Annotated in this window: 16 protein-coding genes; 6 read left to right on the top strand and 10 right to left on the bottom strand. The window is 59.7% G+C overall.

Annotation, left to right across the window (positions count from 1 at the left end):
- Positions 1-12: 12 nt before the first annotated feature.
- The 8 genes from cmoB to DJ564_RS26545 all read right to left on the bottom strand — a co-directional run bounded on the left by cmoB (position 13) and on the right by DJ564_RS26545 (position 11,340).
- Positions 13-969: a tRNA 5-methoxyuridine(34)/uridine 5-oxyacetic acid(34) synthase CmoB gene (gene cmoB / locus DJ564_RS26585; RefSeq protein ID WP_109634569.1), complete on the bottom strand. Its 957-nt coding sequence runs from the start codon at positions 967-969 to the stop codon at positions 13-15.
- Entirely contained in the window at positions 966-1,745 is a 780-nt protein-coding gene (cmoA, locus tag DJ564_RS26580; RefSeq protein ID WP_178082324.1) for a carboxy-S-adenosyl-L-methionine synthase CmoA, read from the bottom strand. The genes cmoB and cmoA overlap by 4 nt, the downstream gene beginning before the upstream one ends.
- A gap of 212 nt (positions 1,746-1,957) precedes the next feature.
- Positions 1,958-2,587, bottom strand: coding sequence for a lysoplasmalogenase (locus DJ564_RS26575; protein ID WP_109634566.1), 630 nt, complete (start codon positions 2,585-2,587; stop codon positions 1,958-1,960).
- 2 nt (positions 2,588-2,589) lie between these two features.
- Complete coding sequence (locus DJ564_RS26570) at positions 2,590-2,982, bottom strand: protease inhibitor I42 family protein (protein ID WP_109634564.1); 393 nt, start codon at positions 2,980-2,982, stop codon at positions 2,590-2,592.
- Between the two features lie 214 nt (positions 2,983-3,196).
- Positions 3,197-5,614 carry an endopeptidase La gene (gene lon / locus DJ564_RS26565; protein ID WP_109634562.1) on the bottom strand — a complete coding sequence of 806 codons (2,418 nt, stop codon included), beginning with the start codon at positions 5,612-5,614 and terminating at the stop codon, positions 3,197-3,199.
- 845 nt (positions 5,615-6,459) lie between these two features.
- Positions 6,460-6,837 carry a DUF6124 family protein gene (locus DJ564_RS26555; protein WP_109634558.1) on the bottom strand — a complete coding sequence of 126 codons (378 nt, stop codon included), beginning with the start codon at positions 6,835-6,837 and terminating at the stop codon, positions 6,460-6,462.
- Between the two features lie 495 nt (positions 6,838-7,332).
- Positions 7,333-9,744: a glucose/quinate/shikimate family membrane-bound PQQ-dependent dehydrogenase gene (locus DJ564_RS26550; RefSeq protein WP_109634557.1), complete on the bottom strand. Its 2,412-nt coding sequence runs from the start codon at positions 9,742-9,744 to the stop codon at positions 7,333-7,335.
- Between the two features lie 213 nt (positions 9,745-9,957).
- A complete protein-coding gene (locus DJ564_RS26545) occupies positions 9,958-11,340 on the bottom strand; it encodes a carbohydrate porin (protein ID WP_109634555.1) in 1,383 nt (460 codons plus the stop codon).
- 283 nt (positions 11,341-11,623) lie between these two features.
- Between DJ564_RS26545 and DJ564_RS26540 the strand changes: the two genes are divergently transcribed.
- Both DJ564_RS26540 and DJ564_RS26535 read left to right on the top strand, forming a co-directional pair.
- Positions 11,624-11,854 (top strand): VF530 family DNA-binding protein, encoded by a 231-nt coding sequence (locus DJ564_RS26540; protein ID WP_007903672.1) that lies wholly within the window; start codon positions 11,624-11,626, stop codon positions 11,852-11,854.
- A gap of 2 nt (positions 11,855-11,856) precedes the next feature.
- The gene (locus tag DJ564_RS26535) at positions 11,857-12,513 is read left to right on the top strand and encodes a Pr6Pr family membrane protein (RefSeq protein ID WP_109634553.1); all 657 of its coding nucleotides are present in this window, start codon (positions 11,857-11,859) and stop codon (positions 12,511-12,513) included.
- 199 nt (positions 12,514-12,712) lie between these two features.
- On the opposite strand, the gene DJ564_RS26525 is transcribed toward DJ564_RS26535, so the two are convergent.
- Complete coding sequence (locus tag DJ564_RS26525; RefSeq protein ID WP_109634549.1) at positions 12,713-13,495, bottom strand: siderophore-interacting protein; 783 nt, start codon at positions 13,493-13,495, stop codon at positions 12,713-12,715.
- Positions 13,492-14,070, bottom strand: coding sequence for a PadR family transcriptional regulator (locus DJ564_RS26520; protein WP_109634547.1), 579 nt, complete (start codon positions 14,068-14,070; stop codon positions 13,492-13,494). Before DJ564_RS26520 ends, DJ564_RS26525 begins: the two co-directional genes overlap by 4 nt.
- Before the next feature lie 509 nt (positions 14,071-14,579).
- Between DJ564_RS26520 and DJ564_RS26515 the strand changes: the two genes are divergently transcribed.
- From DJ564_RS26515 to DJ564_RS26500, 4 genes are all read left to right on the top strand, one after another.
- Positions 14,580-15,065 (top strand): CS1 type fimbrial major subunit, encoded by a 486-nt coding sequence (locus DJ564_RS26515; RefSeq protein ID WP_109634546.1) that lies wholly within the window; start codon positions 14,580-14,582, stop codon positions 15,063-15,065.
- Positions 15,066-15,174: 109 nt separating this feature from the next.
- Positions 15,175-17,697 carry a TcfC E-set like domain-containing protein gene (locus DJ564_RS26510; protein WP_109636206.1) on the top strand — a complete coding sequence of 841 codons (2,523 nt, stop codon included), beginning with the start codon at positions 15,175-15,177 and terminating at the stop codon, positions 17,695-17,697.
- A gap of 31 nt (positions 17,698-17,728) precedes the next feature.
- Positions 17,729-17,995 (top strand): hypothetical protein, encoded by a 267-nt coding sequence (locus tag DJ564_RS26505; protein WP_109634544.1) that lies wholly within the window; start codon positions 17,729-17,731, stop codon positions 17,993-17,995.
- A gap of 43 nt (positions 17,996-18,038) precedes the next feature.
- Positions 18,039-18,779, top strand: a complete 741-nt coding sequence (locus DJ564_RS26500; protein ID WP_109634543.1) for a pilus assembly protein — start codon at positions 18,039-18,041, stop codon at positions 18,777-18,779.

Here is an 18,779-nt window from a genome sequence, read left to right as displayed (position 1 = left end):
GAAATTGGAGTTCTACTTACGAGCAACAATGACGGCCCGCATCGGCGCCGGCAGCCCTTCCACCGTCTTGCTGTGATCCTGCGGATCCAGAAAATCACTCAACGACTGATACTTCATCCACTCCGTCCCGCGCTGTTCCTCGACCGTGGTCACGCTCACGTCAACACAGCGAACATCCGTGAACCCGGCACGCCGCAGCCACAATTCCAGCGCCGGCACCGACGGCAGGAACCACACGTTACGCATCTGCGCATAACGGTCTTCCGGCACCAGCACCTGCTGCTGATCGCCTTCGATCACCAGCGTCTCCAGCACCAGTTCACCACCCTTGACCAGGCAATCCTTCAGCGCCAGCAAATGCTCGATCGGCGAACGACGGTGATAGAACACGCCCATGGAAAACACCGTGTCGAAGCCTTCCATGTTTGGCGGCAGGTCTTCGAAAGGGAACGGCAGGTGCCAGGCATTGGGTTCTGACAAGTAACGCTGCACCGCCTGGAACTGGCAGAAGAACAGCCAGTTCGGGTCGACACCGATCACGCTGTCGGCCCCGGCACCGAGCATGCGCCACATGTAGTAGCCATTGCCGCACCCGACATCGAGGATGCGTTTGCCCTTCAAATCCAGGTGCGGAGCGACCCGCGACCACTTCCAGTCCGAGCGCCATTCGGTGTCGACGTGCACGCCGAACAGGTCGAACGGGCCTTTGCGCCATGGCGACAAACCCATCAACGCCGTGCGCATTTGTGCACGGGTCTCGTCATCGCAATCAGTGTCCAGCGTCAGACCGTTGAGCAGGTCGACTTCAGTCGGCTGAATCTTCGGTAATGCATCCAGCGCACTTTGCCAGCGCTCCAGGTCGCCGTGACCCTTTTCCATTTTCTTGTCGAGTTGCGCTTGCAGGGTGTTGGCCCAGTCGGCCAGCGGTGTGCCGGCCAATCGGCGGGCGAGGGGGGATAGATCAATCATGGCAAGGCAATCAACGAGGCAAAGTTAAGACACTGGAACCACGGCACGACTTTCGAGAACCCGGCGGCCAACAGGCGCTCACGGTGTTCTTCGAGGCTGTCGGGCTTCATGACGTTTTCGATGGCGCTGCGCTTCTGGGCGATTTCCAGCTCGCTGTAGCCGTTGGCGCGTTTGAACGCGACATGCAAATCAGTGAGCAGCGCGTGTTCTTCAAGGTCGTTGAAGCGCAGCTTCTCCGACAGAATCAGCGCGCCGCCGGGCAGTAGCGATTGGCGGATACGCGAGAGCAACGCGGTGCGCTGGTCCGGGGCGATGAATTGCAGGGTGAAGTTCAGCGCCACCACCGAGGCGGGCTGAAAGTCGAGGGCGAGGATGTCGCCCTCGATCACTTCCACGGGCAGCAATTCCTGGAACATCGAGTCCTGACCGTTGAGGTATTCGCGGCAGCGCTCGACCATCGCCGCCGAGTTATCCACAGCGATCACTCGGCAACCATCGGTGCGCACGTGACGACGCAATGCTTGAGTCACGGCGCCCAAGGACGAGCCCAAGTCGTAGAGCACGCTGTTGGGCTGGGCGAATTGCGCGGCGAGCACGCCGAGGTTCTCAACGATGGTCGGATAACCCGGCACCGAGCGCTTGATCATGTCCGGGAACACCCGCACCACGTCCTCGTTGAAGGCGAAGTCAGGCACCTGGGCCAAAGGCTGGGCGAAAAGGCGATCGGGGTCTTTGCTCACGGCGGTTCCAGCGGCATAGGTGGAAAAGGCCGGCATTTTAGCCAAATTGACGGGGGGATGCGCGGGTTGTCTGATAAACCGCTGGGCTCATGCAATTTGAATGGTGAAAGGGCTGTTGTGGCGAGGGGGCTTGCCCCCGTTGGACGGCGAAGCCGTCCCATTGCGGTGTATCAGTAAGATCGTAATTGCCGGTTTTGCGACGGCTGCGCCGCCGAACGGGGGCAAGCCCCCTCGCCACAGGGGCAGCGTTATTTTTGGGAGAACGCCGACGCTGTAATTCCCCATTGCCCCAGCCAGTAACTGAGGATGATCACGTAAGGCGCGGCGTTAAACGGCAAGACAAACCGGTTGATGCCAATCACGCTGTCCGAAAACACAAACGCCACGGCGCCAGCCGCTGCCAACAGCGCCGAGCGTTTGGGCACGTCAGTGCCGAGTCGAGCCAGCGCCCGCCAGAGCATCGCGCTGATGGCCAGACCGTAGACGATCACCGGGATGAGCAGCGGACCCAGCCCATTGGAAATCAAGATCCCCAGCAATATCGCGCCGACGCCCAAAGCGATGATCAGCGGCAACAACGCCAACCGTCGGCAATCACTCAAGTAGGCCTTCAGATACGCCAGGTGGGCGACCAAAAAAGCCCCGAGACCAAACACAAACAAATCCCCCGGCCACGCCAGCAACACATCGCCGAGCAGGGAGAAAATCAATCCAAGGCTGATCCAGCGCCGGTATTCGCTGGGTGGTGCGTCATGCAACCAACCGAGCAAGGCCAACACCGGCAACGGCTTGACCAGCAGGCACAGCAGCGCGGCGTGCACGCTCAGGCCGTACAGAAAAGTCACCGCGCCCATCAGCGCCAGAATCAGCCAGCCCACGATCAGTTAACCGCGATCGGGCAGTCGAAGGTTTTCACGGCCGGCACTTCCGGTGCCCAAGGCTGTGAATAGGTCAGACGCAAACGGCCCGTACCGGCAGTGAACGCCTGAAAGCGCCAAGTCGAAATCCCGGCGCTGCCGACGATCCCGGCATCTTCCGGGTTGCTGTACACCTCAGGACTGAGCGCATGCAGCACACCGCCGGCCGAATCCTGGATCGCCCAGCGATAACCCGTGGTCGGGTTGCTCGGCAGAGTCAGGATCAGGATCTGTCCGTTGCGCATTTGCAGCGGGCATTCGCCTTGTTTTTCCACGGTCACGTTCTGTTTCGGTTGCGTGGCGCAGGCGGCCAGCAAGGAGAGGGCGAGGGGGACAAACAGGCGGGTGGGGGACATAAGGTCAGTGGCTCCGGCGTTCACGACGAACGGCGAGCATAACTGAAGATGAGACAAAGTGTGACGGGTTCAGAAATGGGGGTGTCAGTAATGACGCCATCGCTAGCAGGCTAGCTCCCACAGTGGTTGCAGTGAACACAAAATTTGTGAACACCACCCATCCTTGTGGGAGCTAGCCTGCTAGCGATAGCGGTAGAAGGGCGCTAGGTGACCGTCAGAACAGAATCTTCGCCACATCCGCAAACCGCTTGGCAAAGTGCACGGTAATCCCTTCCTTCAGATAGTCCGGCAGTTCATCAAAGCTCCCTCGGTTCGGCTCCGGCAGGATCAACTCAAAGATCTTCTGCCGCCGCGCCGCGATCACTTTTTCACGCACCCCGCCAATCGGCAGGACATGTCCGGTCAGGGTCAGTTCGCCGGTCATGGCGATGCCTCTTTTCGGCGCCTGGTTGCGGGCGAGCGAGAGCAGGGCGCTGGCCATGGTCACGCCGGCGCTCGGGCCGTCTTTCGGAGTGGCGCCTTCCGGGACGTGCAGGTGGACGAAGGCTTCGTCGAAGAACTTCGGATCGCCGCCAAACGATTTCAGGTTTGAACTGACGTAGCTGTAGGCGATTTCCGCCGACTCTTTCATCACATCGCCCAATTGCCCTGTGAGTTTGAAGCCTCGGTTCAAGGTGTGGATGCGCGTGGCTTCGATCGGCAAAGTGGCGCCGCCCATGCTGGTCCAGGCCAGGCCGGTGATGACGCCGGTGCCGGACAGCACTTGCTCGTTGCGGAACACTGGATGGCCGAGCGAGGCTTCGAGGTCTTTCGGACCGATTTTGATCACCGCTTTCGGCTCGTCGATCAACTTCACCACGGCTTTGCGCACCAGTTTTCCCAGTTCTTTTTCCAAGTGGCGCACCCCGGCTTCGCGGGCGTAACCATCGATCAAGGCTTTCAAGGCGCTGTCGCTGATGCTCAGGCTGCCTTTGGACACGCCTGCCTTCTCAAGTTGCTTGGGCCACAGGTGACGCTTGGCGATGGCGATTTTTTCTTCGGTGATGTAACCCGACAGGCGAATCACTTCCATCCGGTCCAGCAAGGGGCCGGGAATCGAATCCAGGGTGTTGGCGGTGCAGACGAACAGCACTTTCGACAGGTCCAGACGCAGGTCCAGGTAGTGGTCGAGGAATTCGACGTTCTGTTCCGGGTCGAGGGTTTCCAGCAGCGCCGAGGCCGGGTCGCCCTGGTAGCTTTGGCCCATCTTGTCGATCTCGTCGAGCATGATCACCGGGTTCATCACTTCGACGTCTTTCAACGCTTGGACGAGTTTGCCCGGCTGTGCGCCAATGTAGGTGCGGCGGTGGCCCTTGATCTCGGCTTCGTCGCGCATGCCGCCGAGGCTGAAGCGGTAAAACGGCCGACCGAGGGATTCGGCAATGGATTTGCCGACGCTGGTTTTACCCACGCCCGGCGGGCCGACCAGCAGCACGATGGAGCCGCTGATCTCACCTTTGTAGGCACCGACCGCGAGGAATTCGAGGATGCGGTCCTTGATGTCGTCGAGGCCGGCGTGGTGTTTGTCGAGCACCTTGCGCGCGTGCTTGAGGTCGAGTTTGTCCTCGCCGTACACGCCCCACGGCACCGAGGTCGCCCAGTCGAGGTAGTTGCGGGTGACCGCGTACTCCGGCGAACCGGTCTCGAGGATCGACAGCTTGTTCATTTCCTCTTCGACGCGTTTTTGCGCTTGGGCCGGCAGGACTTTGCCTTCCAGGCGCTGCTCGAACTGCTCGATGTCGGCGCTGCGGTCGTCTTTGGTCAGCCCCAGCTCTTGCTGGATGACCTTGAGTTGTTCCTTGAGGAAGAACTCGCGCTGATGCTCGCCGATCTTGCGGTTAACTTCGGCGGAAATCTCTTTCTGCAACCGCGCGACTTCGACTTCCTTGCGCAGCATCGGCAGGACTTTTTCCATGCGCTTGAGCATGGGCACGCAGTCGAGCACTTCTTGCAGCTCGTTGCCGGTGGCCGAGGTCAGGGCAGCGGCGAAGTCGGTCAGCGGCGACGGATCGTTGGGGCTGAAGCGGTTGAGATAGTTTTTCAGCTCTTCGCTGTACAGCGGGTTGAGCGGCAGCAGTTCCTTGATCGCGTTGATCAGCGCCATGCCGTAGGCCTTGACCTCGTCGGTCGGCTCGGTGGGCTGGTGCGGGTATTCGACTTCCACCAGGTATGGCGGGCGATGGTGTTTGAGCCAGGTGCGAATGCGCACGCGGGTCAGCCCTTGGGCGACGAATTGTAGTTTGCCGTTTTCGCGACTGGCGTGGTGCACCTTGACCAGCGTGCCGTACAGTGGCAGGGCCGAGGTGTCAAAATGGCGCGGATCTTCCTGGGGCGTGTCCATGTAGAACAGGGCCAGGGAGTGGTGATCGGATTTGCTGACCAGGTCGAGGGTTTCGGCCCACGGTTCTTCATTGACGATGACCGGCAGCACTTGGGCCGGGAAGAACGGGCGGTTGTGGATCGGGATGATGTAGACCTTGTCCGGCAGGTTCTGGCCGGGCAGGGCGAGGCCTTTGCCGGTGGAATGGTGTTCGGCGTTCTCTGGGTCGGCGTATTCGCTCGGGTCTTCGGGGAATTCTTGCTGGTCGCTCATGGGGCACCTGCGCAATGGGGTATGGGTCTTAGATGGGGCAGGTGGGGGGTGGTTTCAATGGGGCGGGATATTTCTGGGTGTGTGTTCAGGGTTTGGACAGGTGCTTTTGACTTGGCGGCCTTTGGGCCGACCATGTTCTTGGTGGTTGTGTACATATCCGTTTCTGCGGTAATGGCGGCTGGCGGTTTCGCCCTTACGGCGACTCACTTTTTTTACAAGCGCCTAAAAAAAGTAAGCAAAAAAACGCTCGCCCCAAGCGTCCGGCCCCTCGCTAAGGCTCGGCGTACCTTCGCTCCGGTATCCATCCGGGGACACTGCCCTCCGGTCTGCTTCGCGACGACCTACATGCAGCGTGTTCGACTGCGTCGAACGGCGCTGCGCGCCACTCCCCGGATGAACACCTCCACTCAGCCTCCCGAAAGGGGCGGGTGGATCAAGATCAAGAGCTGCAGGCGAGCTAACGCTCGGCCTGTTGAGTGGTTAGAAGCGGATGTACGCCGGGCCCTTGTAGGAGTGAGCCTGCTCGCGATGGCGGCCTGACAGCCGACCAATCTCTTACTGATGTACAAAATTTAATTGTGGGAGCTGGCCTGCCAGCGATGGCGACCTGACAGCCGACCAACATCTTGCTGATGTACCCAATTCAATTGTGGGAGCTGGCTTGCCCGCGAAGGCGGCCTGACAGCCGACCAATCTCTTGCTGAAGTACCCAATCCAATTGTGGGAGCTGGCCTGCCAGCGATGGCGGAGTGTCAGCCAACATCAATGCCGGATGTCGGACAGCAATCGTCGGAGCGCCGCCCGGAGCAGGTTCACTCCCACAGGGGATTTGCTTCCACTGGGGATCAGCTGTGCGGCGCAGGTTTTGGTATAGCGACGTTATCGAGCATCCGGTTTGCTGCCAGCTCGGCCAGCATGACGATCTGTTGAATGGCCATCGCCTTGTGCCGGTGCGGTCCTTCCAGATAGGCCGCGAAATCACTCGCCATCACACTGGCCTGGGCCAACGATTCGCAGGTATGGGCCAGCAGGTCTTCGTCTTTGATATCCGGCGCAATCAAAAACATCGTGCTGGGTTTGCGGGTAGCGGGGGATTTGAGGGCGGCGGGATTGAGGTAGTGATCCAGCGCGCGTTCGGCGGCGTCGTTGAGTTTTTTGGAATCGAGGGATTCGTAGGGGGAAACGTCGTCGGTTTGTGGCGGATTCGGGGTTTCTTTGAACATGGTGAAGCTCCATTCGGGGACAGGGAGTTCGCCACGACTGCGACCAAGCAGTTGGGTGGCGAACCGTACGCAGGTTGGTCGACCAGGGAATGGAACCCGGCAGGGCCGAAGCCCTCCCACGCACAGCTCGCCATGAAGCAATCACGAAAAGTGCGTCATTCTAAACCTGGGCGACCAAACCCGGCCGCTGAATTTGCAGCGACCACAAAAGCCTATCCCTCCGGCTTCTGACACGACAACCGATAGAACTTGTCGGAATCCTCCGCCAAAACAGCAACGGCTGTAGGACGTTGGCAAATAAATTCAGGCCTGACGCGACCCAATGTGGGAGCGGGCTTGCCCGCGATGGCTGTTTAACATTCAACGCATGTGCTGACTGATACACCGCCATCGCGGGCAAGCCCGCTCCCACAAGTGATAGGCGGTGTGGCGGAAAATTCCGACAAAAAAGGCGACCCCCTCGCAGGAGTCGCCTTCTTCAACCGCCGCTAAACCTTACTCGGACAGTTTGTACGCAATCACATAGTCACCCTGCTTGGTGCCCAGCGACCCATGACCGCCAGCCACGACGAGCACGTATTGCTTGCCGTCCTTGCCGGTGTAAGTCATCGGTGTGGTTTGTGCACCTGCTGGCAGGCGACCTTCCCACAACTGCTTGCCGTTTTTCACGTCGTAGGCGCGCAGGTACTGGTCGAGGGTGCCGCTCAGGAAGCCAACGCCGCCAGCTGTGACGAAGGTACCGCCCAGGCTAGGCACGCCCATGCTCAGCGGGATCGGCACTGGTGAGCTGTCGCGCACGGTGCCGTTTTTGTGTTTCCAGATGATTTTGCTGGTGGTCAGGTCGACCGCTGTCACGTAACCCCAGGCAGGTGCCTGGCATGGCAGGCCCACAGGCGAGAGCAAGGGTTCGAGGACGACGCCGTATGGCGCGCCTTTGTTCGGCTGCACGCCTTCGGTTTCGCTTTTGCGCGGGCCTTGGGCGGCGATTTCGGCGGCCGGGATCATTTTCGATTTGAACGCCATGTAGTCCGGGTTCATGAAAGCGATCTGACGCACCGGGTCAACCGAGATGCCGCCCCAGTCGAACACACCGAAGTTGCCGGGGTAAACGATCGAACCCTGCAGCGATGGCGGCGTGAACGGGCCGTCGTAGCGCATGGATTTGAAGTCGATCCGGCAGATCAGTTGGTCGAACGGGGTCACGCCCCACATGTCGCGCTCTTGCAGCGGCGGCGGCATCAGGTTGAGGTCGGACTTTGGTTGGGTCGGCGAGGTGTGATCACCTTCGACAGCGCCTTGTGGCACCGGCACTTCGTTGATCGGCACGATCGGCTTGCCGGTGCTGCGGTCCAGCACGTAGATGCTGCCTTGCTTGGTGGACGCGAGCACCGCTGGCTTCACGCCGTCAGCGGTTTTCAGGTCCATCAGGGTTGGCTGGCCACCGACGTCCATGTCCCACAGGTCATGGTGGGTGAACTGCATGTGCCAGCGGACCTGGCCGGTTGCGATGTCGAGGGCGGTCAGGCCGGCGGCGTGCAGCTCCGATTCAGGTGTGCGATCGCCACCGAACTGGTCCGGGGTCTGGTTGCCCATCGGCAGGTAGAGCATGCCGAGTTTTTCGTCGACGGCGAACATGGACCACATGTTCGGCGAGTTGCGGGTGTAGACCTGGCCTTCGGCAATCGGCGTGGTGTCGTCCGGGTTGCCGCTGTCCCAGTTCCACACCAGTTTGCCGGTGTGCACGTCGAACGCGCGGATCACGCCGCTGGGTTCGTCGGTGGAAACGTTGTCGGTGACGTGGCCGCCAATCACCACCAGGTCTTTAGTGACCGCTGGAGGCGAGGTGGAGTAGTAACCGCCGGCGTTGAAGCCGCCGATGTTGGCGGTCAAGTCGACCTGGCCTTTGTTGCCGAAGTCTTCGCACATCTTGCCGGTGTCGGCGTCGAGGGCGATCAGACGGGTGTCGGCGGTCGGCAGGAAGATCCGGCGCGGGCAGACCGTGCTGACCGGCGCAGGACTGGCGGTGCCGGTCGGGCTTTGCTCGGACGCGTAAGCGGCGTCATCGTGATAGGTCACGCCACGGCAGGTCATGTGCGCCCAACCCTTGAAGTTCGCCGCGTTTTGCGTCGAGAGCTTCGGATCGAACCGCCAGATTTCCTTGCCGGTGTCCGGGTCAAGGGCGATCACCTGGCTGTGCGGCGTGCAGACGTAGAGCATGCCGTTGACTTTCAGCGGGGTGTTTTCGGCCGTGGTTTCGCCCGGGTCGTTCGGCCCAGGCAGGTCGCCTGTGCGGTAGGTCCAGGCGGGAACCAGTTTGTTCGCGTTCTGCGGGGTGATCTGCGCCAGTGGCGAGTAACGATCACCGTGGGCGCTACGGCCGTAGGAATTCCAGTCACCGTCGGGCATGGCCGGGGCGGTGTTGGTCATGCCCGGCACGCTGTCGCGGTCCAGTTCGCCTTTGATTTCACCCGGGTTGGTGAACTGGCTGGCCAGCGCGGTAACGCCAGCGAGCACCACGGCCACGCTCAACGCGCCAGTGCCCATCGGCGCAGGGCCGGTGATCAGCAGCGGACGGCGGAACCACGGCAGCAACATGACGAGGCCCAGCGCAAACAGCATCGCCAGACGCGGCACCAGTTGCCACCAATCGAGGCCGACTTCCCACAAGGCCCACACGGTACTGGCAAACAGCACCAATGCATAAAGGCCCAGCGCAGCGCAGCGGGCCAGGATCAGCAGCACGCCGGTCAGCGTCAGGCCGATACCGGCCAGCAGGTAATACAGCGAGCCGCCGAGCATGCTCAGCTTGATCCCGCCGGCCAGCATGGCCAGGCCCATTAGCAGAAGCAGAATGCCGAGCAGGGTCGGCAACAGACGGCTTCGACTCAAAGCACCATCAGTGCTCATAGTGTGGTTCTCCGTGACGTTTTAAGTAGTCCCGCGCAAGTTCACTGTAGATGACGATCCTGTGCGGGCATGGTTCATATAAAAATGGTTCGGTTGACGCGATACCTGTGGGAGCTGGCTTGCCAGCGATAGCGGTGTGTCAGCCGGCGCAGATGTTGACTGACATACCGCCATCGCTGGCAAGCCAGCTCCCACAGGGTTTTGTGGTGTGGGTTAGAAGGATGACTGGATTTTTATTCCGCCAATCAACGCGTCATCGACCTTGTCCACGCCACCGGGGTGGCGGATGTATTGCAGGTTCGGGCGCACGGTCAGCCAGTTCGTGACGTGCACGCCGTAATAGAGTTCAGCGCTGTATTCGGTGTCCTGGGGTGGCAGGAACGAGGGATCGTCGTAATCGAAGACGGCGCGAGCCTGGTTGGTCGCCTCGGCGTTCTTGCGATAGGCCGGGTTGACGTGGACCCGGGCGAGGGCAAAGCCGATGTCGTCCTTGGCGCGTGCATCGAACAGGCCTTTGTAGACGACGCCGGCCTGGACATAGTTGTCGATGGCGTTGGTCTTCTTGTCGTGCATCGTGCCGTTGGCGAACACGCTCAAACCGCGAGAATTGTCGCTGGCACGGCTGGTGATTTGCTGCTGCACGCCCAGCCACACGCCGTGCTTGCTCGACGCGCTGCGGTAAGCCTCACCGCTCAGGGCGGCGGGCTGACCATTGCTGTCCTTGTAGGCATCGGTGGCCTTGGCGTTGCTGTAGTAGTAACCGGCGCGGTATTCACCCGGCAGGCCGTTGAGCTTCGGTGACCACACCAGCTCCACCGGTAAAATCGCGCCCTGAGTGCCGCTGCCGCTGAGCTTGAAGCCGTTGCCGCGATCGAGGTTCGACGGGTTCTGCTCATACGCGCCGATTTGCGCATACAGCTCTGGCGTCAGGTGATATTTCACGCGCATCGCCCACTGGCTGACCGGCCAGTTGTACCAGATGCCGCCGACCCAGTTGCCGACCTGGGAACCGCAGAACGCCAGGTTCTGGAAGTCGCACGGGAAGCTGTTGAAGTCCTCGCCTTCGCCAAAGCGGCCGACCTTGATGTCGAGCTTCTGGTCGAAGAATTTCTGCTGATACCACATCTGCGTCAGGCGCCAGGTTTGCCCACGGCCCCAGACTTCCTGGGCGGAAGTGAAACCGCCCACACGCGGGTCGTTGATCCGGTCGTTGCTGATGTTGTTGCCGCTGCGCTCGGTGATCGTCAACTGAAATTCGGCGTCGTCCCAGCCGAGGATTTTCTGCAAATCCAGATGTGTGCCGAACCCAAACTGGTCGCTGTAGCGCGCGGTGCGATCGTGGTCGTAGCCGCCGTGCAGATTGCTGCCCATTTCGCCGGTGTAATCGACTTTGAAGTCGTAGCCTTTTTCCGAAAGTTCGGTGCGCGTGCCGTTCCAGTCGCCGAGCATCCAGGGCGATTCGCTATCGAAGGCGGGAGCGGCCTGGGTGCAGGTTGCAAGGCCCAGGGCGGTGAACCCACCGATCAGGTTCAGGGCTTTTCGGCTGGCAATAGCGGTGCAGACAGCGCTGTCTCGCGGAGTTGGGAAATCAGGCATAGAGAAGGAATTCTTGATCTTTTTCTGGGGGGTGAACGGAAAGCGGCACTATGTCGCGGGCAGATGAAGCGTTTCAGCTTGACGGGCGCAAGGATAATGTCCTGTTACAAATAGAGAAAGCGCTTTTCGTGACATGAATTATTTCCTGTTTGGTAACAGTGCCAGGCAGCGATCTGTTCAAGGTCACCTACATTTACCAGAGAGCGCACAGAGCGCTTCCACCCGGCCATCCCCTCGGCTAAGGTGCGCGGCTTCCCCTCCTGACATCGCTCGAAGGCCCGGCATGACCGAACAGAACAACAACCCGCTGCACGGCGTGACGCTGGAGCAAATCCTCAACGCCCTGGTTGAACATTACGAATGGTCGGGGCTGGCCGAGCGTATTGATATCCGCTGCTTTAAAAGTGACCCGAGCATCAAGTCGAGCCTGACCTTCCTGCGTAAAACCCCATGGGCGCGGGAGAAGGTCGAACGCTTGTACGTGAAGCTGATGCGCACCAAGCGCCCGCTCTGAACATGGTCAACCTGTCGACACCAGGTTCTGCCGCGAGGCGTCGTTTTGTGGCGGTGGCGGCGGTGCTGGGTTGGGCGGGGCTGGCCATTCAGCTGTACCTGATTCTGTACTCACGCTGGGCACTGGAAGCGAGCTTGATCGGTGGGCTGCTGAGCTTTTTCAGCTACTTCACCGTGCTGACCAATACGCTGGTGGCGACCGTGTTGACCTGTGAATGGACGTCCCGTGAGTCGGCGGCGCGACGCTGGTTCTTGCAGCCGTGGGTCAGCAGCGCGATTGCCGTGAGCATCGTGGTCGTCGGCCTGGCGTACAGCCTGTTGTTGCGCCACTTGTGGCATCCCGAAGGCTGGCAGTTGCTGGCCGATGAGTTGATGCACGACGTCATGCCGCTGCTGTTTCTGGCGTACTGGTGGTGGTGCGTGCCCAAAGGCACCTTGCGCCTGCGGCATATCGGGTTGTGGGTGATCTATCCGCTGGTGTATTTCGCCTATTCATTGCTGCGTGGGCATGAATTGGCGGTTTATCCCTATCCGTTCATTGACGTCGGCACGCTGGGTTATCCACAGGTGTTTTTGAATGCGGGGGGATTGTTGGTTGGGTTTATCCTCATTTCACTCGTATTAATCGGGCTGGATCGGTGGCGCCCGGGCCAAAAGTGAACACCCATTGTGGCGAGGGGACTTCTGTGGCGAGGGGACTTGTCCCCGTTGGGTTGCGCAGCAGCCCCAAAATCTCGGCAGTTGTCGAAGATTTTGGGGAGCGCTTCGCACTCCAACGGGGACAAGTCCCCTCGCCACAAAAGCCCTCACCACAGGAGCCTCTTAACCACAGGAAAACTGGCAGGCATAAAAGCCGCAGTCACTCTTCGTCGCTGCCATCCGCCCGCCAGTAACCCACGGCTTTGACGAATTGCTCATTCAGACCATGCTCATCAAGCAGCACCCGACGAATCTGCCGTGACACCTTGGTCTCGGTCGCCACCCACGCATACAGATTGCCGCCGGGCACTTGCAGCTGCTTCACGGTGGTCAGCAAATTGTCTTTGCCACCGTCACGCAACACCCAGATCACATTGACCTGCGCGGCGCTTTCCAGGCGTTGCTGCTCTGCGCCGTTTTCCACTTCCACAATCACCAGCGCACGCCGATTGGCCGGCAAACCTTCGAGGCGGCGGGCGATGGCGGGCAGGGCGGTTTCGTCTCCGATCAGCAGGTAGCTGTCGAACATGTCCGGCACGATCATCGAGCCGCGTGGCCCGCCGATGTGCAGGAACTGGCCGGGTTGGGCCTGCTCGGCCCATGTCGCGGCAGGGCCGTCACCGTGCAACACAAAGTCGATGTCCAGTTCCAGCGTGTCGAGGTCATAACGACGGGGCGTGTAATCGCGCATCGCCGGCATGGGGCCGTTGTCTTTGCCTGCGCCGAGCACCAGAGTTTCCAGCGCCGCGTGTTCCGCCGCGTTCTGTGGGAACAGCAGTTTGACGTGGTCGTCCGTGCCCAGGCTGACGAAACCGGCCAGCTCCGGGCCGCCCAGGGTGATCCGGCGCATCCGCGGCGTCAGGTCGACCACGCGCAGCACTTGCAGGCGACGGCGTTTGATTTCATGCATGACGCGGTGAATGGTGTGCACAACTTCAGTCATTCGGCTTGCTCCTGAACGGGTGGAATGGCGGGGCCGTCGACGATGGCTTTGGCGGTGTTGTTGAGCAGGTCGCGCACCCGCAGGATTTCTTCCGGGCTCCAGCGGCCGTGGTGCATCTGCAAGGCGTGACGCAAGTTATGCACCGCCTCGTGGATCTCGGCGGGACGATCATGGCCGCGCAATGAGCGCTTGCTGACCTCGATGCGCATCCGCACGCCGTCCAGCGCAATGGCCTGGTCCGTCAACGACAGACGTCCGGCGTCGGTGATGCTGTAGCGCTTTTTGCCGCCCTCGGCATCGCCCAGGATCATTTCGCTTTCTTCGAGAAAGGTCAGGGTCGGGTAGATCACGCCGGGGCTGGGGCTGTAGGCGCCGTCGAACATGCTTTCGATCTGGCGGATCAGGTCATAACCGTGGCAAGGCTGTTCGGCGATCAACGCCAGTAGCAGCAGTTTCAGGTCGCCAGGGGCAAATACGCGCGGGCCACGACCGCCGCGTTCGCGACCGGGGCCAGGACGTTTTTCGAAACCGTCGCGGCTGTCGCCGTGGTCTCGATGGGAATGATGGTCTCTCATTTTTGCGTCTTCTCTCGTCGTGTTTAGATACAACTTAAGATATATCTTTAGCCTTGTGCAAGCTTTCTTGACCAGCGGTCGGCTTCGATCGCCGCTGGGAGAACAGACGCACTCAGCGATCGGGAATGAGGCATTGGTTGCTCTTTTAGAGTAATTAAACTAATCATGGAAGTTCGCCAGTTGATAATTACTTCGTTATCGTGATAAGTAGTACCGGTCTTACGGAAGTTTAATTAGTTATTGTCTGTGTGCTTTTTCAGTTAAATCTGTGTGTAGTATTTCTCTGAGGGTAAAACAATTCAATTGGTGTTTTTTTAACTATTTTCCTGCTGTTCGGAGGCCGTTGTTACTACATGTTCTTCGGAAGTTACGTACTTACTTTCTCAAGGGATTGGTCGATCATTCTCCGGCGTCGAAAGTTAAGCGAAATCGCCATCTTCGTATTGAGTGGTATTCGCGTTACAAGACTTTCCTCGGCCCAATCCCTTGAAATTGACAGGTACTTAATAATGTTCAAGAAGCTTGCAATCGCCGTTCCGATGACCCTCCTGGCCCTCAGCGCTTCGATGGCGTTCGCTGCGGAACAAACGCGTTCGTCCATCAACATCAGCGCTAATATCCCCACCTATGATTTTCACGCCCAACCGGTGGATCCCAACTTCGGTAAAGATGAAAAAATGGCCTGGAACGTGGTATCTGAGACCTTGAGCCCGCTGCGTGCGACTTACGATATCCGCCACACTCTCGGTTCGGTCCATGCGTATATGGAAGGTGGTCCGCAACCGCTGTTCAACGGCATCAACAACATTCCGCTGTACTACACCTTCAACGGCGTAACCTTGACCGCTTCTTCCAAAGAAGTGGTCAGCGATGCTGCATCCAACGGGGGTATGCGGGCTGATCTGGTGATTACTGCCGGCCCGCCTGCTAACGGTCAGACAGGTCTTTACACGGCCAATCCAGTCGTGATCTTCGATGCCGTTCCGCGCATCTAAGTCAGCCATGACTTAAGGCTCGGCCTTATTCGTTAGCACTTACCGGTCGATGGGTAATCACTGCCTGTCGATCGGGTTTCAACGCACTTACTTTCAGAGTATCCCGTTCATGTTCCCGATGACGCCCATCGCGACGGCGCTTGCCCTATGTTTTTGTGCAACCGCCCTGGCCGCGCCCACGGAAAACGGCCACACACCTCGAAGTTTGCTTGCGCAAGCCAAGGGTTTGCCGACCGACTTCGAAGAGCATTTCTTTGATGTGCCATTGGCGGTGCGGGTGGAACTTGATCAACAGTTTCTCGGCGAGGCGATGGTCGTATTAACCCGCGACGATCTAATCACCTTAGTTGACTTCAATGATGTCAGCGACAGCACCATCAAGCCCAGCGAGCGTGACATCTGGGCCAACCATCTGAAACAAGGCGTGGCGCTGGGCGGCTGCCAGGCCAACTGCCCCGAACAACTGTTGGCTGTGCACTACAGCCTCGAAAACTCGCTGGTGTCGATCCTCACGGAGAACGCCGAGCGGGACGATCAGGCGCAGCAGTATTACAGCCTGCCCGAAGGTGGCAGCACGGGCTTGATCGTGCGCAACCAGTTGAACCTCAATGGTGGCCAGAACCAGGACCTCGGTGGCCGTTACGGTCTGGAAGCCAGTAGCAGCCTGGGCAACTGGACCCAGGCGGTCAATTTGCAACTGTCGCGCCTCGGCGGTATGGACAATCAGACCTATCACGCCGTGCATGAGCTTTTTACCCAGCGTGAATTGCAAGGCAACTTTGTGCGCCTGGGCTATTTCACGCCCAACTCCGAAGGCCTGACCCGTCAGCCGCGTGCGTTTGGCGCCAGCCCTGATAACGCGCTGGGCGTCATGTATGGCAGCTCCGACAGCCTGGCCATCAACAATCCGAAACCGGCGGTTTATCCGATCTACGTCACGGCCAATCGCCAGGGTTCCGTGGAGATTTACCGCGACGGTTTGCTGATCAACACTCAGGCCGTTCCAGCCGGTTTGCAGAACCTCGATACGCGTCCGCTGCCCGGCGGCATTTATGAAGTGGAAGTGCGCCTGATCGAAGACGGCCAAATCACTTCCAGCACGCTGGAGCTGGTCTACAAACCGAACAATTGGCGCAATCATGACGAGCGCTGGCGCTACAACCTGTTCGCCGGCCGCGAGTCCAAATTGCTCAGCAACTGGGAAGAGCAGGCTGACGGCGACATGACCGCCGGCGCGGCGTTCAACTTCCTGTTGCATCCACGAGTGATTCTCGGCCTGACGGGGCGGCAGGTGCGCGACTCTCTGCAATACGGCACGTCGGTTGACTGGGCGATTGTCAACAACGCCAGCCTCTTCGCCAACGTCTACAAAACCGAAGACTACGGCACCGGCCTCGATGTGCAGGGCCTTTATTCCTACGGCAGCGGCAGCCTCGTCGCCAGCCATAACCGCAGCTGGCTCGACACCACCCGGCTCTACGACACCCTGCCCGATGGCACGCGCGTGCGGCAGCGCAACGTATTTATCGGCCAGACCAGCAACTCGTCCTTATCGTTGAATCATCGACTCACCAGTAAGAGTTCGGTCAATGCCCGGGTGTCTCACAGTGAGGGCAATACCGAAGGCGTCGGCCTGGATCTGGGATGGACCCAACGCACTCGACTGTTCGGCAGCGACGCCAACTGGCGCCTGTCGCTGTTCGACCGTCCGGGCAGTTTCAGCTCGGGCAATGATCGCAATCGCGGCCTCGACCTGAGCGTGAACATCGCGCTGGGCGGCCCCGGTGAGCAGATCTCCGGCAGCATCGGCACGCGCACCGCCCGTGACGGTGGGCGCGATAACAATGCCTCGCTCACCTACCGCAAAACCTTGCAGGATCACCTGCTGCAAAGCGTCTCGGCCACGGCCATCACCGACACCTACGGCATCGGTCTGAACGCGATGGCGACGATGCAATCGGATCGGGTCAACGGTGACGGGTTTATCCAGCGTTCGTCGTTCAACAACGATCTCACTGGCGGTTTGAACCTGGACAGCACGGTGGCCGTCGGCGGGCAAAAAATGGTCATGACCAGTCAATTCCACCGCAACGGCGCGGGCATGATCATCGATGTCGAATCGGACATCGACGGTATCGCCTTGCGTGCCGACGACTTGAGCGGCGGCAGCGCGGTGCTCAAACCCGGGCGCAATTTTGTGCCGATCACGGCGTACAAAAGCAGCTCGGTGAGTTTCGATTTCGAGGGCACCGACGTCCCCGCCGCAACCATTCAACCTGCCCGTTCCAGCTACCACCTGAACAAGGGCGGCGTGGGTTATCGGCAGATTCGCGTGATGCAAACCCTCACCGTACTCGGTCGCCTGATCGACCCCCAGGGCAATCCGCTCAAGGGCCATCACATCATCAACCACGCCAGTCGCGGGGTGAGCGAGGTGGACGGGTTCTTCTCCATGGAAATGAACGCCGGCGCACCGACCCTGGAAGTGCGCTACGGCAACCAGTTGCTGTGCCAGTTCCGGCTGGACCCGAGCCAGGGGCGTACTGAAAACAATGTGTTGATGATCGGGGATTTGCGTTGCACTCCAGACACGTTGGCGGACGTTGGTGATGCCGCGCAGAGCGCCGGTTGATGTGGGTTACTCAATCTCTGGAGTCCGCAAAATGACGCGTTTATTGACTGCGCCATGGCGCTCGGCAAGCACGTTTTTCATCGCGGCCTGCCTGGTTGTCACGCCGTTGCAGGCGGGAGCGGTGGTTAAGCAGATCACCGCCACTTTCACCCTGACCCGAGCGGCTTTTTATGTAGAGCGAAGACCGGGAACGCTGCACTTCGAGATTCCTCCCGACGAAGTCGCGGAAATGATACGGCCCGAGCGACTACGGCAGTACTCCGGGAATGTGACGGTGATCTGGGATTCAGACATCTAGCAGGCCGCCCTTTGCAGCATTCAATTCAACGAGGTTCAGTACGATGAAACACCTGTTGGCACTGTTTGGTTTTTATCTTTTCGCGCAACTGGCTCACGCCGCACCGAGCATCAATATCGGGACCGTTTACGACTATCTGGACGGTGACAAAAGTACGTATTTGAAACGCGTGTTCAATGGCGGCGACAGCACGGCCTTCGTCAAGGTCAACATCCTTGAAATCCTGTATGACGCCGATGGCACCTCACGCGAAGTTCCGCTCAAGACCCAGGCCGACGGCAATGCCCGGGATGGCTTGATGGCCAGTCCGGCGCGGCTGATTGTGCCGGCCAATGGCATGCAGGGCACACGGTTGCTGTACATGGGCAAACGCGACAGAGAGCGGTATTTCAGGGTGCGTTTCGTGCCGGTCGTACCGGAGAAGGAAGATGAATTCGCCGTCTCCAGCGAAGAGCGCGAAGACTACAAAAAGTCCTTGTCCGCCGGGGTCACCGTGCTGGCAGGTTACGGCGCGGTGTTTTTCGTGCGGCCCAAAGAAACGCGTTTCGACAGCGCAATCGAGAACGAGGCCGGCAACTACCGGATCCGCAACAACGGCAACACCGTGGTGGTGATCGACGAGTTCAAGGATTGCTCGGCCAAGAACGAGCAGGACTGCCAGCCGACGACCAAGCATCACATTCTGGCCGGCCGCACGTTTCAGTTCGACAAGCAGGCCGGTCGCGAATATCGCTTTACCCTGATTGAAGGTGAAAGCAGCAAAAAACTGGACGTGAAGGGATAA

This window comes from Pseudomonas sp. 31-12 (genome assembly GCF_003151075.1).
Taxonomy (GTDB): domain Bacteria; phylum Pseudomonadota; class Gammaproteobacteria; order Pseudomonadales; family Pseudomonadaceae; genus Aquipseudomonas.
The sequence above is the reverse complement of the archived record's forward strand: the minus strand, read 5'-3'. Positions and strand labels throughout refer to the sequence as shown.